Genomic DNA, 15294 nt, shown 5'->3' on the forward strand with positions numbered 1-15294 from the left:
TTAGGGGACAGCTTCAGCCTGTAGTCTTCAGCTTGTCCTGTTCCCTCAAGAGTCTCGCCAAAATACTTTGTGTTTATATGTAATTTTACATTAAAATACTTTAAAAAAATAAGCCCTTTCGTATAATTTAATAAACATCACTAAACTAAATTAACGAGGTGCCTTATGTATAAAGACTATAACATGACTCAACATACTCTACTAATGGAAACTTCAGTTCTTATCCCTACGAATGATATTTCACGACATGTAAATGATATTGCAGAAACAATTCCCGATACTGAATTCGATGAATTCAGACATTATCGTGGCTTAATATAAGAAAAGTAACAGCTCAACGAGGTGAAAATCATCAAAAAAATTATAAAAAAGACAATTTCTATATTATTTCAATAGAAATTGTCTTTATTTACTTATCTTGGACCTTTTTGTCCCAGGCTCATTTGTATATTTATATCGTTTTTTGGATGAATCGTATGATGGCTATCACTACAATGACAATCATTGAAACGAAAGATAAGATTTTGAAATGCTTACTTTTTGTTTCTTTATTAGATTCTCCATTTTCCATCATTTCCTGTAGTTCTCGTTCTATCTCAAGATCTAAATCAGTTTTTTGATAACCATTTAAACCTTGTCTATCTATATGGTCATTTTGATGTTTATAGTTGTTATTACTATCTTTTTTAGTATCGGTATCTTCTTTGTTTATTTTATCCATGATAGGACCTCCAATGAATAATAGCATTCTTAAACTTTTATACGTTATTTATTAAATTATTCATTATTTAAAAGGCAGCTTCATAATTGTAATTTATGCATCTAAACCAATAATATCACTTACATTAGCATAACCATGTCGAGTTAAATAATGCGCAATTTCTTTATTCATTTTCTTAGTCAAACCTGGTCCTTCAATGACTAATGAAGAGTATATTTGTAGTAATGATGCACCGTTTCTTAACATTTTGATAGCATCTTCAGAACTGAATATACCACCAGTTCCAATAATTAAGAAGTTACCTCGTGTTTGTTGATAGGCATATTTAACCAGTTGTAAGTTTCTTTGGAATAATGGTCTGCCACTCAAGCCACCTTTTTGTATTTTATTTTTTGAATTTAATCCATCGCGTTGTCGTGTCGTATTTGCCAACATAACCCCATCGAATGTATCTGTAATTGAAGGCAAGATTTTTTTAAAACCATCTAATTCCATATCAGATGTTAACTTTAAAAAGATAGGTACATTAATATTGTTCTTAGCTTTAAATGAATTTAAAGCATCACATAACATCGAAAATTCATCTTCGTCGTGAAAGTTTTGGAGATTTTCTGTATTTGGGGAGCTAATATTCACTGTAAAGAATGAGACGTCATTTTTAAATGTGTCAATCACTTTAATGTAATCTTGATAGCGATTTTCATAGGAAGTTGTTTTATTCACACCAACATTTAATCCTACTGGTATTGAGCATGAATGATTACGTAAATTACTTAGTGCTTTATTCATACCCTTATTATTGAATCCCATACGATTGATGAGTGCATCATCTTCTAGTAAACGATACATGCGTGGTTTTGGATTACCTGGTTGAGGCTTAGGTGTTATACCGCCGAGTTCAATTGCACCGAAGCCAATGTTTTCAAGTGCTTTTGGAACTTCACAAGATTTATCAAAACCTGCAGCTAACCCGATAGGATTATCAAAAGAAATACCGTGAATGTGTTGCGTTAATATTGGATTGTTATAAGTAAATAACTTATTAACGATAGGTAAAATGGGTGAACATTTTTGAACACACTTCAACGCATTGATGGTCAAACCATGTGCTCGTTCAGGATCTAATTTGAATAATAAAGGCTTAACTAATTTGTACATATAAATGCTCCTATTTCATTATATTTGAGGCTTACTATCCCCAGTTAATATGTTTGAAATTCATTCTTTTAATAGACTAGCATTTTCATGTAAAATTTCATAGTTAAATATTAGAAAGTTAAAAAATTGACTTAATTTAATAATATAAAGAATTTAAGATTAATGTTTTCATTATAGGTAATATAATAATGTAGATATAATATAAAGTTAAGAGGGTGAGAAAATGAATGAACAATGGATGAGCGCATTGCCACTTGACAATGTGAAAGACATTTCTCCAGTAAGTGGCGGAGATGTAAATGAAGCATTTAAAGTCACTACAGTTGAAGAAGATATTTTTTTTCTACTCGTTCAACGTCAACGATCAGAAGCCTTTTATGCCGCAGAAATTGCAGGACTAAATGAATTTGAAAATGCAGGTATAACAGCTCCAAGAGTAATTGCAAGTGGAGAGATAAATGGAGATGCATATTTATTATTAAGTTTTCTTGAAGAAGGTAGTCAAGGGAGTCAAAGAGAGCTTGCTCGATTAGTTGCTAGAATGCATAGCCAATACCAACAAGATAATAAATTTGGATTCCGTTTACCACATGAAGGTGCAGATATTTCCTTTGATAATTCATGGACTGAGACATGGAAAGAGATTTTTATAAATCGTAGAATGGATCACTTACAAGATGAGTTATTACGTGTAGGATTGTGGAAACAAGAAGATAAAAAAATGTATGAACGTGTAAGAAAAGTTATTGTTGATGAACTTTCAAATCATACTAGTAAGCCCTCTCTGTTACATGGTGATTTATGGGGAGGTAACTACATGTTCTTAACAAATGGCCAACCTGCTTTATTTGATCCTGCACCACTATATGGAGATAGAGAATTTGACATAGGAATCACTACAGTATTTGGTGGATTTACACAAGAGTTCTATGATGAATATAATCAACAGTTACCACTAGCCAAGGGATCACAAAAGCGTATAGAATTTTATAGATTATATTTACTTATGATACATTTACTTAAATTTGGAGGTATGTATGCTGATAGTGTACAACGCTCTATGAAAATCATTTTAGAATAAAGAACATCGACCTCACTAAAGATATCAACGGGCTTTAGTGAGGTTTTTAAACATAAGATTGATTGAAAATTTTAAAAATAGGGTATATTTAAATTTGTAATACGATTTTTCTGTGATTAAAAGAAATTTATTATAAAAAAAGGGGTATGACGTACGACATAATTTTCAGTCAGTGATTTACTCTATGAAATGGAGAAGAAAAGATTATGGCAGATAAACTGCAAAGAGAATTAAGCAATAGACATATACAATTAATTGCTATTGGCGGGGCTATTGGAACAGGTTTATTTCTTGGTGCTGGCCAATCTATTCATTTAGCAGGCCCATCTATCTTACTAACATACATAATAGTAGGTTTTGTTCTCTTTATGTTCATGAGAGCTATGGGAGAATTACTGTTATCCAATTTAGGATTTAAATCGTTTGGTGACATTGCTCATCATCATATTGGTTCTATGGCAGGTTTTATGGTGGGGTGGACATATTGGTTAACATGGATTATTTCAGGAATGGCAGAAGTGACTGCTGTTGCCAAGTATGTTTCCTTCTGGTATCCAACAATTCCAAACTGGTTAACAGCTGCAGCGACTATTTTAGTTTTAGTTGCTTTAAATCTATTCAGTGCTAAATTATTTGGAGAATTAGAATTTTGGCTATCTATTATTAAAGTTTTGACTATTTTAGCTTTGATAGCCGTTGGTGTTGTTATGATTGTATTTGGAATGAAGACAAGCTATGGCCCTGCAACGGTAACGAATATATGGAAAGACGGAGGCTTTTTCCCTAATGGTGCACAAGGTTTCTTCATGTCATTCCAAATGGCAATTTTCTCATTTATTGGTATTGAGTTGATTGGAATAACTGCAGGGGAGACTAAAGATCCTCACAAAACAATTCCTCAAGCAATTAATAATGTACCGTTTAGAATATTATTATTTTATATAGGATCGTTGGCAGTTATCATGTCTGTTGTACCATGGCAACAATTGAATCCTGCTGACAGTCCATACGTTAAAATGTTTGGATTAGTTGGAATCCCTTTTGCAGCAGGTATTATTAACTTTGTTGTACTTACAGCTGCAGCCTCTTCTTGTAATAGTGGTATATTTGCTAATAGCCGTACGATGTTTGGATTAGCTGGAAGAAAGCAAGGTCCAGCATTCTTACATAGAACCAATAAGCACGGCGTACCACATTATGCTATTTTAGTGACATGTGGCTTATTAAGTATTTCAGTCGTGTTAAATGCAATTTTTAAAGATGCGACTAAAGTGTTCGTACAAATTACAACATTTTCAACTGTTTTAAATATTATGATTTGGACAATTATTATGATCGCGTATCTAGGTTATTTAAGACATGAACCGAAACAGCATAAAGAAAGTAACTATAAAATGTGGGGCGGAAAATACATGGCTTACAGTATTTTAGGGTTCTTTGCATTTATTTTTATTATACTATTGATTAATAGTGCAACGCGTTATGCCGTACTTTCTGCACCCGTATGGTTTGTTATCATGCTATTGATGTATCAAAAATATAAAAAAGAATCTCGCAAAGCTAAAATTAAAAATGAGGAAGAGTAAAGCACTTATTATTTCAAATAGGACGAGTTAGCTAACACTTCATAACGTTAGTATTTAAACTAAAGGTTATGAAGTGTATTTTAATTAAAAAAATTAATGTTTTGAATTAAATGTCGAATAAGTTATCTTAATTTTCAGAAAAATATGATATACTATTGAGCATAGTCTTGAATGTCATATATGCATTTCACTAATTATCCCTCTAAGTTACAGCATCTAAGAAAGATTTAATTGAATCATATATGGGCTTCGAGACTCTTTTTATACATAATTTCACTTAGCACATTGGGAGGTTTAACTTATGTCGACGATAAAAAATATCGATGGACCAAAGGATTTTGTTTTTAGAGTGTTATCAGGGGTAGCAATTGGAATAGTAGCCGGACTCGTTCCAAATGCAATTTTGGGAGAAATTTTTAAATACTTTATGCAATATCATCCTATTTTCAAAACTTTATTAGGGGTCGTTCAAGCCATCCAATTTACAGTGCCAGCGCTTATTGGAGCATTGATAGCTATGAAGTTCAATATGACACCTTTAGCAATAGCTGTAGTAGCAAGTGCCTCATATGTTGGTAGTGGTGCAGCTCAATTTAAACAAGGTACATGGGTAATTGCGGGAATTGGGGATTTAATTAATACGATGTTAACTGCATCCATCGCCGTGTTACTTATTTTATTAATAGAAGAACGTGTTGGTAGTATGGCTTTAATTGTTTTTCCGACAGTTGTTGGTGGTTTAGCAGCTACAATCGGCGTATTTACTTTACCATATGTAAGGTTAATTACAACGGGAATTGGTAACATGGTTAATAGCTTTACTGAATTACAACCAGTGTTTATGAGTATGTTAATCTCTATGGTGTTTAGTTTTATAATCATATCACCATTGTCAACTGTAGCCATAGCTATTGCTATTGGATTATCAGGTATTGCTGCGGGATCTGCTTCAATAGGTATAGCAGCGACAGAAGCTGTATTATTGATTGGTACCAGCAAAGTTAATCATGTAGGTATTCCTTTATCAATATTTTTCGGTGGGGTGAAAATGATGATGCCAAATATGGTTAAATACCCTGTCATTATGATTCCGATTTTCTTGACAGCGGCAATATCTGGTATTGCTTCAGGGATTATTGGTATTTCAGGAACAAAAGAATCAGCAGGATTTGGTTTTATCGGAATGGTTGGGCCTATTAATGCCTTTAAATTTATGCATGTTGATTCTGCATGGTTAAGTTTATTACTTATTGTCATCGCCTTTTTTGTTGTGCCGTTTCTAGTTGCATGGATTTTAGATTTAATACTTAGAAGATTAATTCATTTGTATGAGAATGATATTTTTAAATTTATGGGATAAAGCTTCGTATCTCTTCGACGTTTAGAACGTTGAAGAGATTTTTCTATGTTAAAATATAACAATATAACATCTAACTTTAACATATATAGAGGGTGAAACGATGTCAGGGAAACTAGAAGAATTACAATTAAAAGTAGCTCGATTAAGTCGACGTACTCATGAATTAGGTATTCCAATTATGGTATTATTTGAGGGGATTCCTGCTTCGGGGAAGACACGTTTATCAAATGAATTACTATTGCACCTAGATGCCAAATATTCGCGATTTATAGCTACTAAATCGCCAGAGTCAAACGATTTACGTTACCAATTTTTACAAAAATATTGGAATACTTTACCACAAAAGGGCAATATAAATATTTATTTTAGAAGTTGGTATTCACACTTTTTAGATTATAAAGAAAATAAAATTAAGCATGATCAATATAAAAATTATGATGTTTTAGTCAATCAAATTTATCATTTTGAATCGATGTTAAAGAATGATAACTATGAAATTATAAAATTTTTCATAGAAATAAATGAAGAAAAACGCAATGAACATATTCAACAGACAAAAGATAATCCATTAACTAGATGGAAAGTTCAAGAATATGAAAATGTTATACCTCAAGAAAGTTATCTAAATCAAATGCATCAATTCATCAACAAAGATAAAGATTGGAAAGTGATCGATTACACAGAGCGCGAGCATGCTTTTGAAAAAATGTACTTACATTTAATAGATAGACTTGAGCAAGCTATAAAAAAAGTTGAACAACAAACAACTAAAGTCAACGGTAAGTTCACATCAAGCTTTACGACTTCTTTATTTAATAATAATCTTGAGAAAGTAGACAAAAAAACGTATAAAAATCTCATTGTTGAATTGCAACAGAGAATGAGAGAAATCCAATTTGCTTTATATGAAAGAAAGATTCCCCTTGTTTTGGTTTTCGAAGGTATGGATGCTGCTGGTAAAGGTGGCAATATTAAACGTATTAGAGAAAAATTAGATCCAACAGGATATGAAGTGAATGGTATTAGTGCACCTACGGATGTCGAACTTAAGCATCATTATTTGTGGAGATTTGCTAAAAAGATGCCAAAATCAGGTCATATAGAAATATTTGATCGGAGTTGGTATGGTCGTGTACTAGTTGAACGTGTAGAAGGTTTTGCAAGCCAGAATGAATGGCAACGAGCATCTGATGAAATCAATCAATTTGAAAAGATGTGGACAGATGAAGGTACAATCATATTAAAATTCTTCTTATGTTTAGATAAAGATGAGCAGCTTAAGCGTTTTAAAGACCGTGAAAATAATCCTGATAAACAATGGAAGATTACTGAAGAAGATTGGCGTAATAGAGAAAAATGGGATGAATATTTAGAAGCAAGTCATGATATGATTGAATCTACAAACACTTCATATGCCCCTTGGTATATTGTTCCGGCAGATCATAAAAAAACGAGTCGGATTGAAGTACTTAAAACAATTATTAGAAAATGTGAAGAAGTACTATGGGGAGTTAAGACGTATTAATTTTAAATAAAAATCTCGGGAGTGAGACCATGGATGAAGCATTATTCATTGGTCTCACTCTCTTTTTTAATATAATGAATGAAATGTTTATGAATGAGAACGATGTGTTTCTTCTATTATATAGTCTAAAATGATAACTCACCTATATAGAAAATGGTAACGTCGTTTAATATAAAAGATATTTTGAGTTCCAAATTGATATATAGAGTTACATTTTGTTTATTAAAGAATAAGAGTTAAAAAGTAACATCATTAAAATAAGCAAACCTTCATAAAAAATGATAATATTTAGAATCAAATAGTTAGAATTATTTCATTTATGTAACAACATTGCAATCTGTAATTTTACAGATAACTTAATATAATAGTATTTCAGCTTGAAACACAAGGTAATTACTTAAATTAAGGTGGAATATGAAACTAATATTAAGGAATTATATGTTACAAACTGAAATATATCTGTTTTAAGATTACAAAACAATGTTGATATTGTAACCTTTTGTAAGGAACGTGTAATATACAAAGGCGATTTTTATGTTATAGTGGGTAGCGTCAAAAGTTAACAAAAAACATTTTCAATATAGCACAACGAATTTAAAACATTTAAATAACAAAACAAACAAATTTTAAATTATATCTGGAGGATTTATATATCATGAAAAAAACAGTTATCGCTTCTACATTAGCAGTATCTTTAGGAATTGCAGGTTACGGTTTATCAGGACATGAAGCACACGCTTCAGAAACTACAAACGTTGATAAAGCACACTTAGTAGATTTAGCACAACATAATCCTGAAGAATTAAATGCTAAACCAGTTCAAGCTGGTGCTTACGATATTCATTTCGTAGACAATGGATACCAATACAACTTCACTTCAAATGGTTCTGAATGGTCATGGAGCTACGCTGTAGCTGGTTCAGATGCTGATTACACAGAATCATCATCAAACCAAGAAGTAAGTGCAAATACACAATCTAGTAACACAAATGTACAAGCTGTTTCAGCTCCAACTTCTTCAGAAAGTCGTAGCTACAGCACATCAACTACTTCATACTCAGCACCAAGCCATAACTACAGCTCTCACAGTAGTTCAGTAAGATTATCAAATGGTAATACTGCTGGTTCTGTAGGTTCATATGCTGCTGCTCAAATGGCTGCACGTACTGGTGTATCTGCTTCAACATGGGAACACATCATTGCTAGAGAATCAAATGGTCAATTACATGCACGTAATGCTTCAGGTGCTGCTGGATTATTCCAAACTATGCCAGGTTGGGGTTCAACTGGTTCAGTAAATGATCAAATCAATGCCGCTTATAAAGCATATAAAGCACAAGGTTTATCTGCTTGGGGTATGTAATCCAAATCTAATAATATAATTAGAAAGAGTGAGACAGCATTCGTTGTTCTCTCAGCAACGAGGACTAAAATTGACTCCTTGTATATAAGTAAGTTTTAATTTTAGTTATCGATGCAATACATTAAAAAGCCTAGGACACATTGCTTTGTGTTCTAGGCTCTTTTTTATTTGAAAGTCTAATTAAAATGATTTATATAACAAAGTGATGTTAACAAAGTGAAAATATAACATCTAGACTGAAAAAATATAATAAAATTAAATGATATTATGTTTGTATTTATTTAAAAGATATGGTTATATAAATGGTGTGTTTAATATCATATATAGATACATTTAAATTGCTTGCCTACACAACTTATATGAAGATGCTCTAATAAATGTATACCTATTTAATTTGTTAAAGTATAATATTAAAGTAAAAAGATGACATGTCAATGCAATTGAGGATGTAATTGTGATAATATTAAGAGCAAGTATTTTAAAAATTAAACGGAGTGTAATTGAATGAACGAGAACAATTATAGACGTCTCAACAAAACTTATAAACCGCACTATTTGCCTGGTTTAGATGGTTTGAGAGCTATAGCAGTCATTGGGATAATCATTTATCATTTAAATACGAAATGGTTATCTGGTGGATTCCTTGGAGTAGATACTTTTTTTGTCATTTCTGGTTATCTCATAACTAGTTTATTATTAAGTGAGTATTATAGAAATAATTCTATTAATTTAGTTAATTTTTGGCTTAGAAGATTTAAACGATTAATACCAGCAATGATGTTTGTTGTCACGGTTGTTTTAATATATACATTACTATTTAAACCCGAATTAATTATTAGTATAAAACATGATGCTATAGCAGCACTTTTCTATGTTTCTAACTGGTGGTATATCATACAAGACGTAGACTATTTTAATCAATTTGCTGTAGCGCCATTAAAGCATTTGTGGTCATTAGCTATTGAAGAACAATTCTATCTATTCTTTCCATTTATACTTTTAGGCTTATTAAAGTTTTTCAAAAAGAGAACTACAATGATTATTCTATTAATCATCTCTTTATTATCATTAACTGCAATGATAACGATACATATGTATACAGGTAACAATTCTAGAGTTTATTTCGGGACTGACACACGTTTACAAACGTTATTATTAGGATGCTTACTAGCATTTATTTGGCCACCGTTCTCTTTCAGAAAGGATATATCTAAAGGTGCTAAAGCAAGTATAAGTGCAATAGGCATAGTCGGAATGGCAGTGCTCATTTATTTGTTTGTAGTGGTTAGTGATCAAGATAAATGGATATATAGTGGAGGATTTTATGCCATCTCGTTCTTAACACTGTTTGTCATTGCAAGCGTTGTGCATCCATCAAGTGTTTTAAAGAAAATACTAAGTTTCAAGTTATTTATTTATATAGGTAAGAGATCGTATAGTTTATATTTATGGCACTATCCTATCATTATTTTTATGAATAGTTATTTCGTACAAGGTCAGATTCCTTGGTTTGTATATATTTGTGAAGTGATACTTATGTTTGTCATGGCTGAAGTATCTTATAAATTTATCGAAACACCTATTAGAAAAAATGGATTTAAAGCATTCACGGTGATACCGAAAAATTTAACAAGATTTTCAAGAACGATTATTGTGTTAATCTTGCTTGTTCCTTCTGCATTCATAGTATTTGGTGCCTATGATAGTTTGGGTAAAGAGCATGATAAACAACAAGCTGCGAAACAAAAATCTTTTAAAACGAACCAGAAAGCAAAACCTAAAAAGCCAGATGAAAATAATCAAGATAAGTCTTCACAACAACATTTTAATCCTAAAGAAGCGTCTCCATTATTGCTGGGAGATTCAGTAATGGTAGATATCGGTCAAGTCTTTAGTGAAAAAGTACCAAATGCTAATATTGATGGAAAAGTTGGCCGACAGTTAATTGAGGGTAAAGATTTAATCAATCAAAAGTACCAAGATTATACTAAAAAAGGTCAGAGTGTTGTGATAGAACTTGGTACAAACGGTGAGTTTACGAAAAATCAAATGAATGAATTAATTGATTCTTTAGGTGAAGCAGATATTTACTTAATTAAGGTAAGAGTACCGAGAGACTACGAGTCTACTAATAATAAAATTATGGAACAAGTAGCTAAGAAACATAAAAATGTTCATATTGTTGATTGGTATAAAACATCTGAAGGTCATTCTGAGTATTTTGCATATGATGGTATTCACTTGGAATACAGTGGTGTTAAGGCATTATCTAATGAAATCATTAAGAAAATGAAAGAAGTTAATGAAAAATAATATTCAAAAATAAAAATAAGAGAGCTATATATCACTAGAAATTAGAGTTAGATTCAATGTGTTTCCTTAGTCATGATTTAATGAGATGACAAAAACAATTAAGTCAAAAATGGGTATATGGTATTTATTATTATAGTTCACCATAGTGATGGGGTGGGATAACGAATTCGATACGAATTCTGTCTCACCTCATTTTTTATCAATTTTATGAACAATCTTAACGATATCTAAGATTAAATTTACATCAAGTAAATATTCTTTATTGGCTAAATATTTAAAAGATAGATTAAACTCATCAAAGCTAAAGTTGTAATAATAGCAAAATTTATTATTACAAGAATATAACAATTATAAAACGTTACATGAAACATTGTTAGTTACATGCTTTCGTTACGCTATTTACAGACTTCGTTTAACGAAATAACTCTATGTAAACATTACAAAATGATAACACCGCACACAAACGTACATTTTTCTGATAAAGTAATGCTTGTCGTTAAAAAAGAACGAAACCAAGGATAACAAAGTAAATATTTTAGTCACATGACTATTCATTATATGAAATTAATTATTTAAATTTTTAGGAGGATATTTAACAATGAAAAAAATCGCTACAGCTACAATTGCAACTGCAGGAATCGCTACTTTCGCATTTGCACACCATGACGCACAAGCAGCAGAACAAAATAATGATGGGTACAATCCAAACGACCCTTATTCATATAGCTACACTTACACAATCGATGCTGAAGGTAACTACCACTACACTTGGAAAGGTAACTGGAGTCCAGATCGTGTAAATACTTCATATAACTATAATAATTATAATAACTACAACTACTATGGTTACAATAACTATAGCAACTACAATAACTACAGTAATTACAACAATTACAACAACTATCAATCAAACAACACGCAATCACAAAGAACAACTCAACCGACTGGTGGTTTAGGCGCAAGCTATTCAACATCAAGTAGTAATGTTCACGTTACAACAACTTCTGCGCCATCATCAAACGGTGTATCTTTATCAAACGCTCGCTCAGCATCTGGTAACTTATACACTTCAGGTCAATGTACATATTATGTATTTGACAGAGTAGGTGGCAAAATCGGTTCAACGTGGGGTAACGCAAACAACTGGGCAAACGCTGCAGCACGTTCTGGTTACACAGTAAACAATTCGCCTGCTAAAGGTGCAATCTTACAAACGTCACAAGGTGCATACGGACACGTAGCATACGTTGAAGGTGTAAACAGCAATGGTTCAATCAGAGTTTCAGAAATGAACTACGGTCACGGTGCAGGTGTTGTCACTTCACGTACAATCTCTGCGAGCCAAGCTGCTTCATATAACTATATTCACTAATCATATGTGATTAATAATATACTGATATTTAAAGCATTAAACTAACATTGTATGATGTTGTTTAATGCTTTTTTTATTTCTAATAAGTTTAGTATCAATAAGTTTTGTAATTGCTGTGTATCAAATGTTAGAATTTCTAAAAAATGGAACGCAATATTATGCTGTTTGGACGACCGATACATTTTTTGATATGGTTCACTAGTGCTTTTTCAGGCTGCTTCAATAGTTTATGAGATATAATGCTGTTTTCTTATTTCAGAAAATTCTAACTATTGTTATAATATAAAGTACTTACTAATTAAATTATTTTAATGAGGAGGCATAGCATGGAAATGTCAGAAAGGCTAGCTTCAATTCCTGATAGCTACTTTGGCAAAACAATGGGCCGTATAGTTGAACATGGTCCTTTACCACTTATAAATATGGCAGTTGGAATTCCAGATGGAGAAACGCCAAAGGGTATTATCAATCATTTTTCAGAGGCGCTATGTATTCCAGAAAATCAAAAGTATGGTCCATTTCACGGCAAAGATGCCTTTAAACAAGCTATTGTTAACTTCTACCAAAGACATTACGATGTTGAATTAGACAAAGAAGATGAAGTTTGTATTTTATATGGGACTAAAAATGGTCTTGTTGCATTACCTACTTGTGTTGTTAATCCTGGTGAAATTGTACTTTTACCTGATCCGGGATATACAGATTATTTAGCGGGGGTCATGTTAGCTGATGCTAAACCACTCCCTTTAAAATTGTCGCCACCAAATTATTTGCCGAATTGGAATACTATAAGTGCTAAAGTTCTTGAGAAGACTAAGCTAATTTATTTAACATATCCCAATAATCCTACCGGTTCGACAGCGACACAAGATGATTTTGATGAAGCGATTCATCGTTTTAAAGGTACTCAAACAAAGATAGTTCATGACTTTGCATATAGTGCTTTTGGATTTGACGCCAAAAATCCAAGCATATTAGCTTCTAAAAATGCAAAAGATGTTGCTATCGAGATATTCTCTTTATCTAAAGGTTATAATATGTCAGGCTTTCGTGTTGGGTTTGCTGTTGGTAATAAAAAAATGATTCAAGCGTTAAAGAAGTATCAAACTCATACAAATGCAGGTATGTTTGGAGCACTTCAAGATGCTGCTACGTATGCACTCAATCATTATGATGAGTTTTTAGAAAAGCAAAATGAAATATTTAGACGTAGACGTGATAATTTTGAATCACAACTAAAACATGCACATTTACCGTTTGTTCACTCTAAGGGAGGTATTTACATTTGGTTACATACACCCCCGGGTTATGATAGTGAAGCATTCGAACAGTTGTTATTAAAAGAAAAGTCAATTTTAGTTGCACCTGGTAAACCATTTGGTGAAAATGGTAATCAATATGTGAGGGTTTCATTGGCGCTCGATGATAAACAATTAGAAGAAGCGGCGAATCGCTTAACACAATTACGGTATTTGTATGAAAGATAAAGGAGTTATAAAATGACTAAAATTAAATTAATGGGTGTCAGAGAAGAAGATGAACATTATATTGAAATGTGGTCACAACAACATGAAGTGGAAGTGGATATGTCGAAAGAACAGTTAACTGAAGACAATGTCCAATCTATTGAAGGATTTGATGGACTATCATTGTCTCAAACATTACCATTATCAGAAACAATTTATAATAAATTAAATCAACTTGGAATTCGGCAGATCGCTCAACGAAGTGCTGGATTTGATGGTTATAATTTAGAGTTAGCATCTAAATATGGTCTTATTATATCTAATGTGCCTTCCTATTCACCTCGAAGCATTGCTGAGTTTACCGTGACTCAAGCCATCAATATTGTACGTCACTTTAATCATATTCAAAGAAAAATGAGATTGCACGATTTTAGGTGGGAAGCATCAATTTTATCTCAATCAATCAAAGATTTAAAGGTAGCGGTTATTGGCACGGGACATATTGGTGGCATTGTTGCACAAATATTCTCAGAAGGATATCTATGTGACGTTGTAGCGTATGATCCTTTTCCAAGTGAACATGTGAAACCTTACGTTACCTATAAACAAAGTATAAATGAGGCAATTAAAGAGGCAGATATTGTCACAATACATATGCCGTCAACACAATATAACAATTACCTGTTTAATGAAAACATGTTTCAAATGTTTAAAAAGGGTGCTGTGTTTGTAAATTGTGCTAGAGGATCCTTAGTAGATACCAAGGCTTTGTTATCTGCAATAGAGCAAGGTCAAATTAAAGGTGCAGCACTTGATACTTATGAATATGAAATTGGAGTATATACGACAGATAGAAGTGAAGAAGGTTTGAATGACCCACTTTTAGAGGAATTAATTACTAGAGAAGATATTATTGTTACACCGCATATAGCATTTTATACTGAAGAGGCAATCAAACATCTTATTTTTGATGCTTTAGATGCAACAATGGAAGTATTAAATACTGGCACGACGGAGTTAAGAGTAAATTAAAAAGCATAAAGGGTAATGAGAAGCATTCCCTTTATGCTTTTTAACGTTAGCAATTATTTAACATCATAACCTTGTTCTTCAATTGCTTCTTTCATATTTTCAAATGTAACTTTTGAATCATTATACTCAACGCGTACATGATTTTCATCTAAATTTACTTCAGCACTTGATACGCCATTTAGTTTAGCTAGTGCCGATTCTACGGCGTTTCTACAATGTTCGCAACTCATTCCTTCAACTTTTATGATTTTTTGTGTCATAATTATCACTCCTTTTTACTCCGCATATTACATATTATCATAAAGCTTAAATGTAAA

13 protein-coding genes are annotated in these 15294 nt (G+C 32.1%); 10 read left to right on the top strand and 3 right to left on the bottom strand.

The window, feature by feature from the left end; translation table 11 throughout:
• Positions 1 to 183: 183 nt before the first annotated feature.
• On the top strand, positions 184 to 321 hold the full coding sequence (locus tag FNL83_RS12005) for a hypothetical protein (RefSeq protein ID WP_049381035.1): 138 nt from the start codon (positions 184 to 186) through the stop codon (positions 319 to 321).
• A 130-nt stretch (positions 322 to 451) separates the two neighbouring features.
• Here the strand turns inward: FNL83_RS12005 and FNL83_RS01830 are convergent, their stop codons facing one another.
• The gene (locus tag FNL83_RS01830; RefSeq protein WP_001830640.1) at positions 452 to 721 is read right to left on the bottom strand and encodes a hypothetical protein; all 270 of its coding nucleotides are present in this window, start codon (positions 719 to 721) and stop codon (positions 452 to 454) included.
• Positions 722 to 814: 93 nt separating this feature from the next.
• Complete coding sequence (locus FNL83_RS01835; RefSeq protein WP_001830663.1) at positions 815 to 1879, bottom strand: quinone-dependent dihydroorotate dehydrogenase; 1065 nt, start codon at positions 1877 to 1879, stop codon at positions 815 to 817.
• A gap of 223 nt (positions 1880 to 2102) precedes the next feature.
• Here FNL83_RS01835 and FNL83_RS01840 point away from each other — a divergent pair, with 223 nt between their 5' ends.
• From FNL83_RS01840 to FNL83_RS01890, 9 genes are all read left to right on the top strand, one after another.
• Positions 2103 to 2960 carry a fructosamine kinase family protein gene (locus tag FNL83_RS01840; protein WP_001830635.1) on the top strand — a complete coding sequence of 286 codons (858 nt, stop codon included), beginning with the start codon at positions 2103 to 2105 and terminating at the stop codon, positions 2958 to 2960.
• Between the two features lie 206 nt (positions 2961 to 3166).
• On the top strand, positions 3167 to 4546 hold the full coding sequence (locus FNL83_RS01845; protein WP_001830673.1) for an amino acid permease: 1380 nt from the start codon (positions 3167 to 3169) through the stop codon (positions 4544 to 4546).
• Positions 4547 to 4847: 301 nt separating this feature from the next.
• Positions 4848 to 5906 carry a PTS sugar transporter subunit IIC gene (locus FNL83_RS01850; protein WP_001830678.1) on the top strand — a complete coding sequence of 353 codons (1059 nt, stop codon included), beginning with the start codon at positions 4848 to 4850 and terminating at the stop codon, positions 5904 to 5906.
• Positions 5907 to 6006: 100 nt separating this feature from the next.
• Positions 6007 to 7431, top strand: a complete 1425-nt coding sequence (locus FNL83_RS01855; RefSeq protein ID WP_001830598.1) for a polyphosphate--AMP phosphotransferase — start codon at positions 6007 to 6009, stop codon at positions 7429 to 7431.
• A 655-nt stretch (positions 7432 to 8086) separates the two neighbouring features.
• On the top strand, positions 8087 to 8794 hold the full coding sequence (locus FNL83_RS01865) for a lysozyme family protein (RefSeq protein ID WP_002438072.1): 708 nt from the start codon (positions 8087 to 8089) through the stop codon (positions 8792 to 8794).
• A 504-nt stretch (positions 8795 to 9298) separates the two neighbouring features.
• Complete coding sequence (locus tag FNL83_RS01870; RefSeq protein WP_001830636.1) at positions 9299 to 11107, top strand: acyltransferase family protein; 1809 nt, start codon at positions 9299 to 9301, stop codon at positions 11105 to 11107.
• 598 nt (positions 11108 to 11705) lie between these two features.
• Positions 11706 to 12479 (top strand): CHAP domain-containing protein, encoded by a 774-nt coding sequence (locus FNL83_RS01875; protein ID WP_002440903.1) that lies wholly within the window; start codon positions 11706 to 11708, stop codon positions 12477 to 12479.
• A 326-nt stretch (positions 12480 to 12805) separates the two neighbouring features.
• Positions 12806 to 13966: an aminotransferase class I/II-fold pyridoxal phosphate-dependent enzyme gene (locus tag FNL83_RS01885; protein ID WP_001832328.1), complete on the top strand. Its 1161-nt coding sequence runs from the start codon at positions 12806 to 12808 to the stop codon at positions 13964 to 13966.
• A 12-nt stretch (positions 13967 to 13978) separates the two neighbouring features.
• Positions 13979 to 14977, top strand: coding sequence for a D-lactate dehydrogenase (locus tag FNL83_RS01890; protein WP_001832358.1), 999 nt, complete (start codon positions 13979 to 13981; stop codon positions 14975 to 14977).
• 53 nt (positions 14978 to 15030) lie between these two features.
• On the opposite strand, the gene copZ is transcribed toward FNL83_RS01890, so the two are convergent.
• Positions 15031 to 15237 carry a copper chaperone CopZ gene (gene copZ, locus FNL83_RS01895; RefSeq protein WP_001832344.1) on the bottom strand — a complete coding sequence of 69 codons (207 nt, stop codon included), beginning with the start codon at positions 15235 to 15237 and terminating at the stop codon, positions 15031 to 15033.
• Between the last annotated feature and the right edge of the window lie 57 nt (positions 15238 to 15294).

The organism is Staphylococcus epidermidis, from assembly GCF_006742205.1.
In the GTDB taxonomy this organism is placed as follows: domain Bacteria; phylum Bacillota; class Bacilli; order Staphylococcales; family Staphylococcaceae; genus Staphylococcus; species Staphylococcus epidermidis.

Bases quoted from the DNA above. Each gene is read 5' to 3' on its own strand.
- FNL83_RS01855 (WP_001830598.1), top strand. From the start codon at position 6,007: ATGTCAGGGAAACTAGAAGAATTACAATTAAAAGTAGCTCGATTAAGT.
- FNL83_RS01865 (WP_002438072.1), top strand. From the start codon at position 8,087: ATGAAAAAAACAGTTATCGCTTCTACATTAGCAGTATCTTTAGGAATT.
- copZ (WP_001832344.1), bottom strand. From the start codon at position 15,237: ATGACACAAAAAATCATAAAAGTTGAAGGAATGAGTTGCGAACATTGT.
- FNL83_RS01875 (WP_002440903.1), top strand. From the start codon at position 11,706: ATGAAAAAAATCGCTACAGCTACAATTGCAACTGCAGGAATCGCTACT.
- FNL83_RS01840 (WP_001830635.1), top strand. From the start codon at position 2,103: ATGAATGAACAATGGATGAGCGCATTGCCACTTGACAATGTGAAAGAC.
- FNL83_RS12005 (WP_049381035.1), top strand. From the start codon at position 184: ATGACTCAACATACTCTACTAATGGAAACTTCAGTTCTTATCCCTACG.
- FNL83_RS01850 (WP_001830678.1), top strand. From the start codon at position 4,848: ATGTCGACGATAAAAAATATCGATGGACCAAAGGATTTTGTTTTTAGA.
- FNL83_RS01830 (WP_001830640.1), bottom strand. From the start codon at position 721: ATGGATAAAATAAACAAAGAAGATACCGATACTAAAAAAGATAGTAAT.
- FNL83_RS01835 (WP_001830663.1), bottom strand. From the start codon at position 1,879: ATGTACAAATTAGTTAAGCCTTTATTATTCAAATTAGATCCTGAACGA.
- FNL83_RS01890 (WP_001832358.1), top strand. From the start codon at position 13,979: ATGACTAAAATTAAATTAATGGGTGTCAGAGAAGAAGATGAACATTAT.
- FNL83_RS01885 (WP_001832328.1), top strand. From the start codon at position 12,806: ATGGAAATGTCAGAAAGGCTAGCTTCAATTCCTGATAGCTACTTTGGC.
- FNL83_RS01870 (WP_001830636.1), top strand. From the start codon at position 9,299: ATGAACGAGAACAATTATAGACGTCTCAACAAAACTTATAAACCGCAC.
- FNL83_RS01845 (WP_001830673.1), top strand. From the start codon at position 3,167: ATGGCAGATAAACTGCAAAGAGAATTAAGCAATAGACATATACAATTA.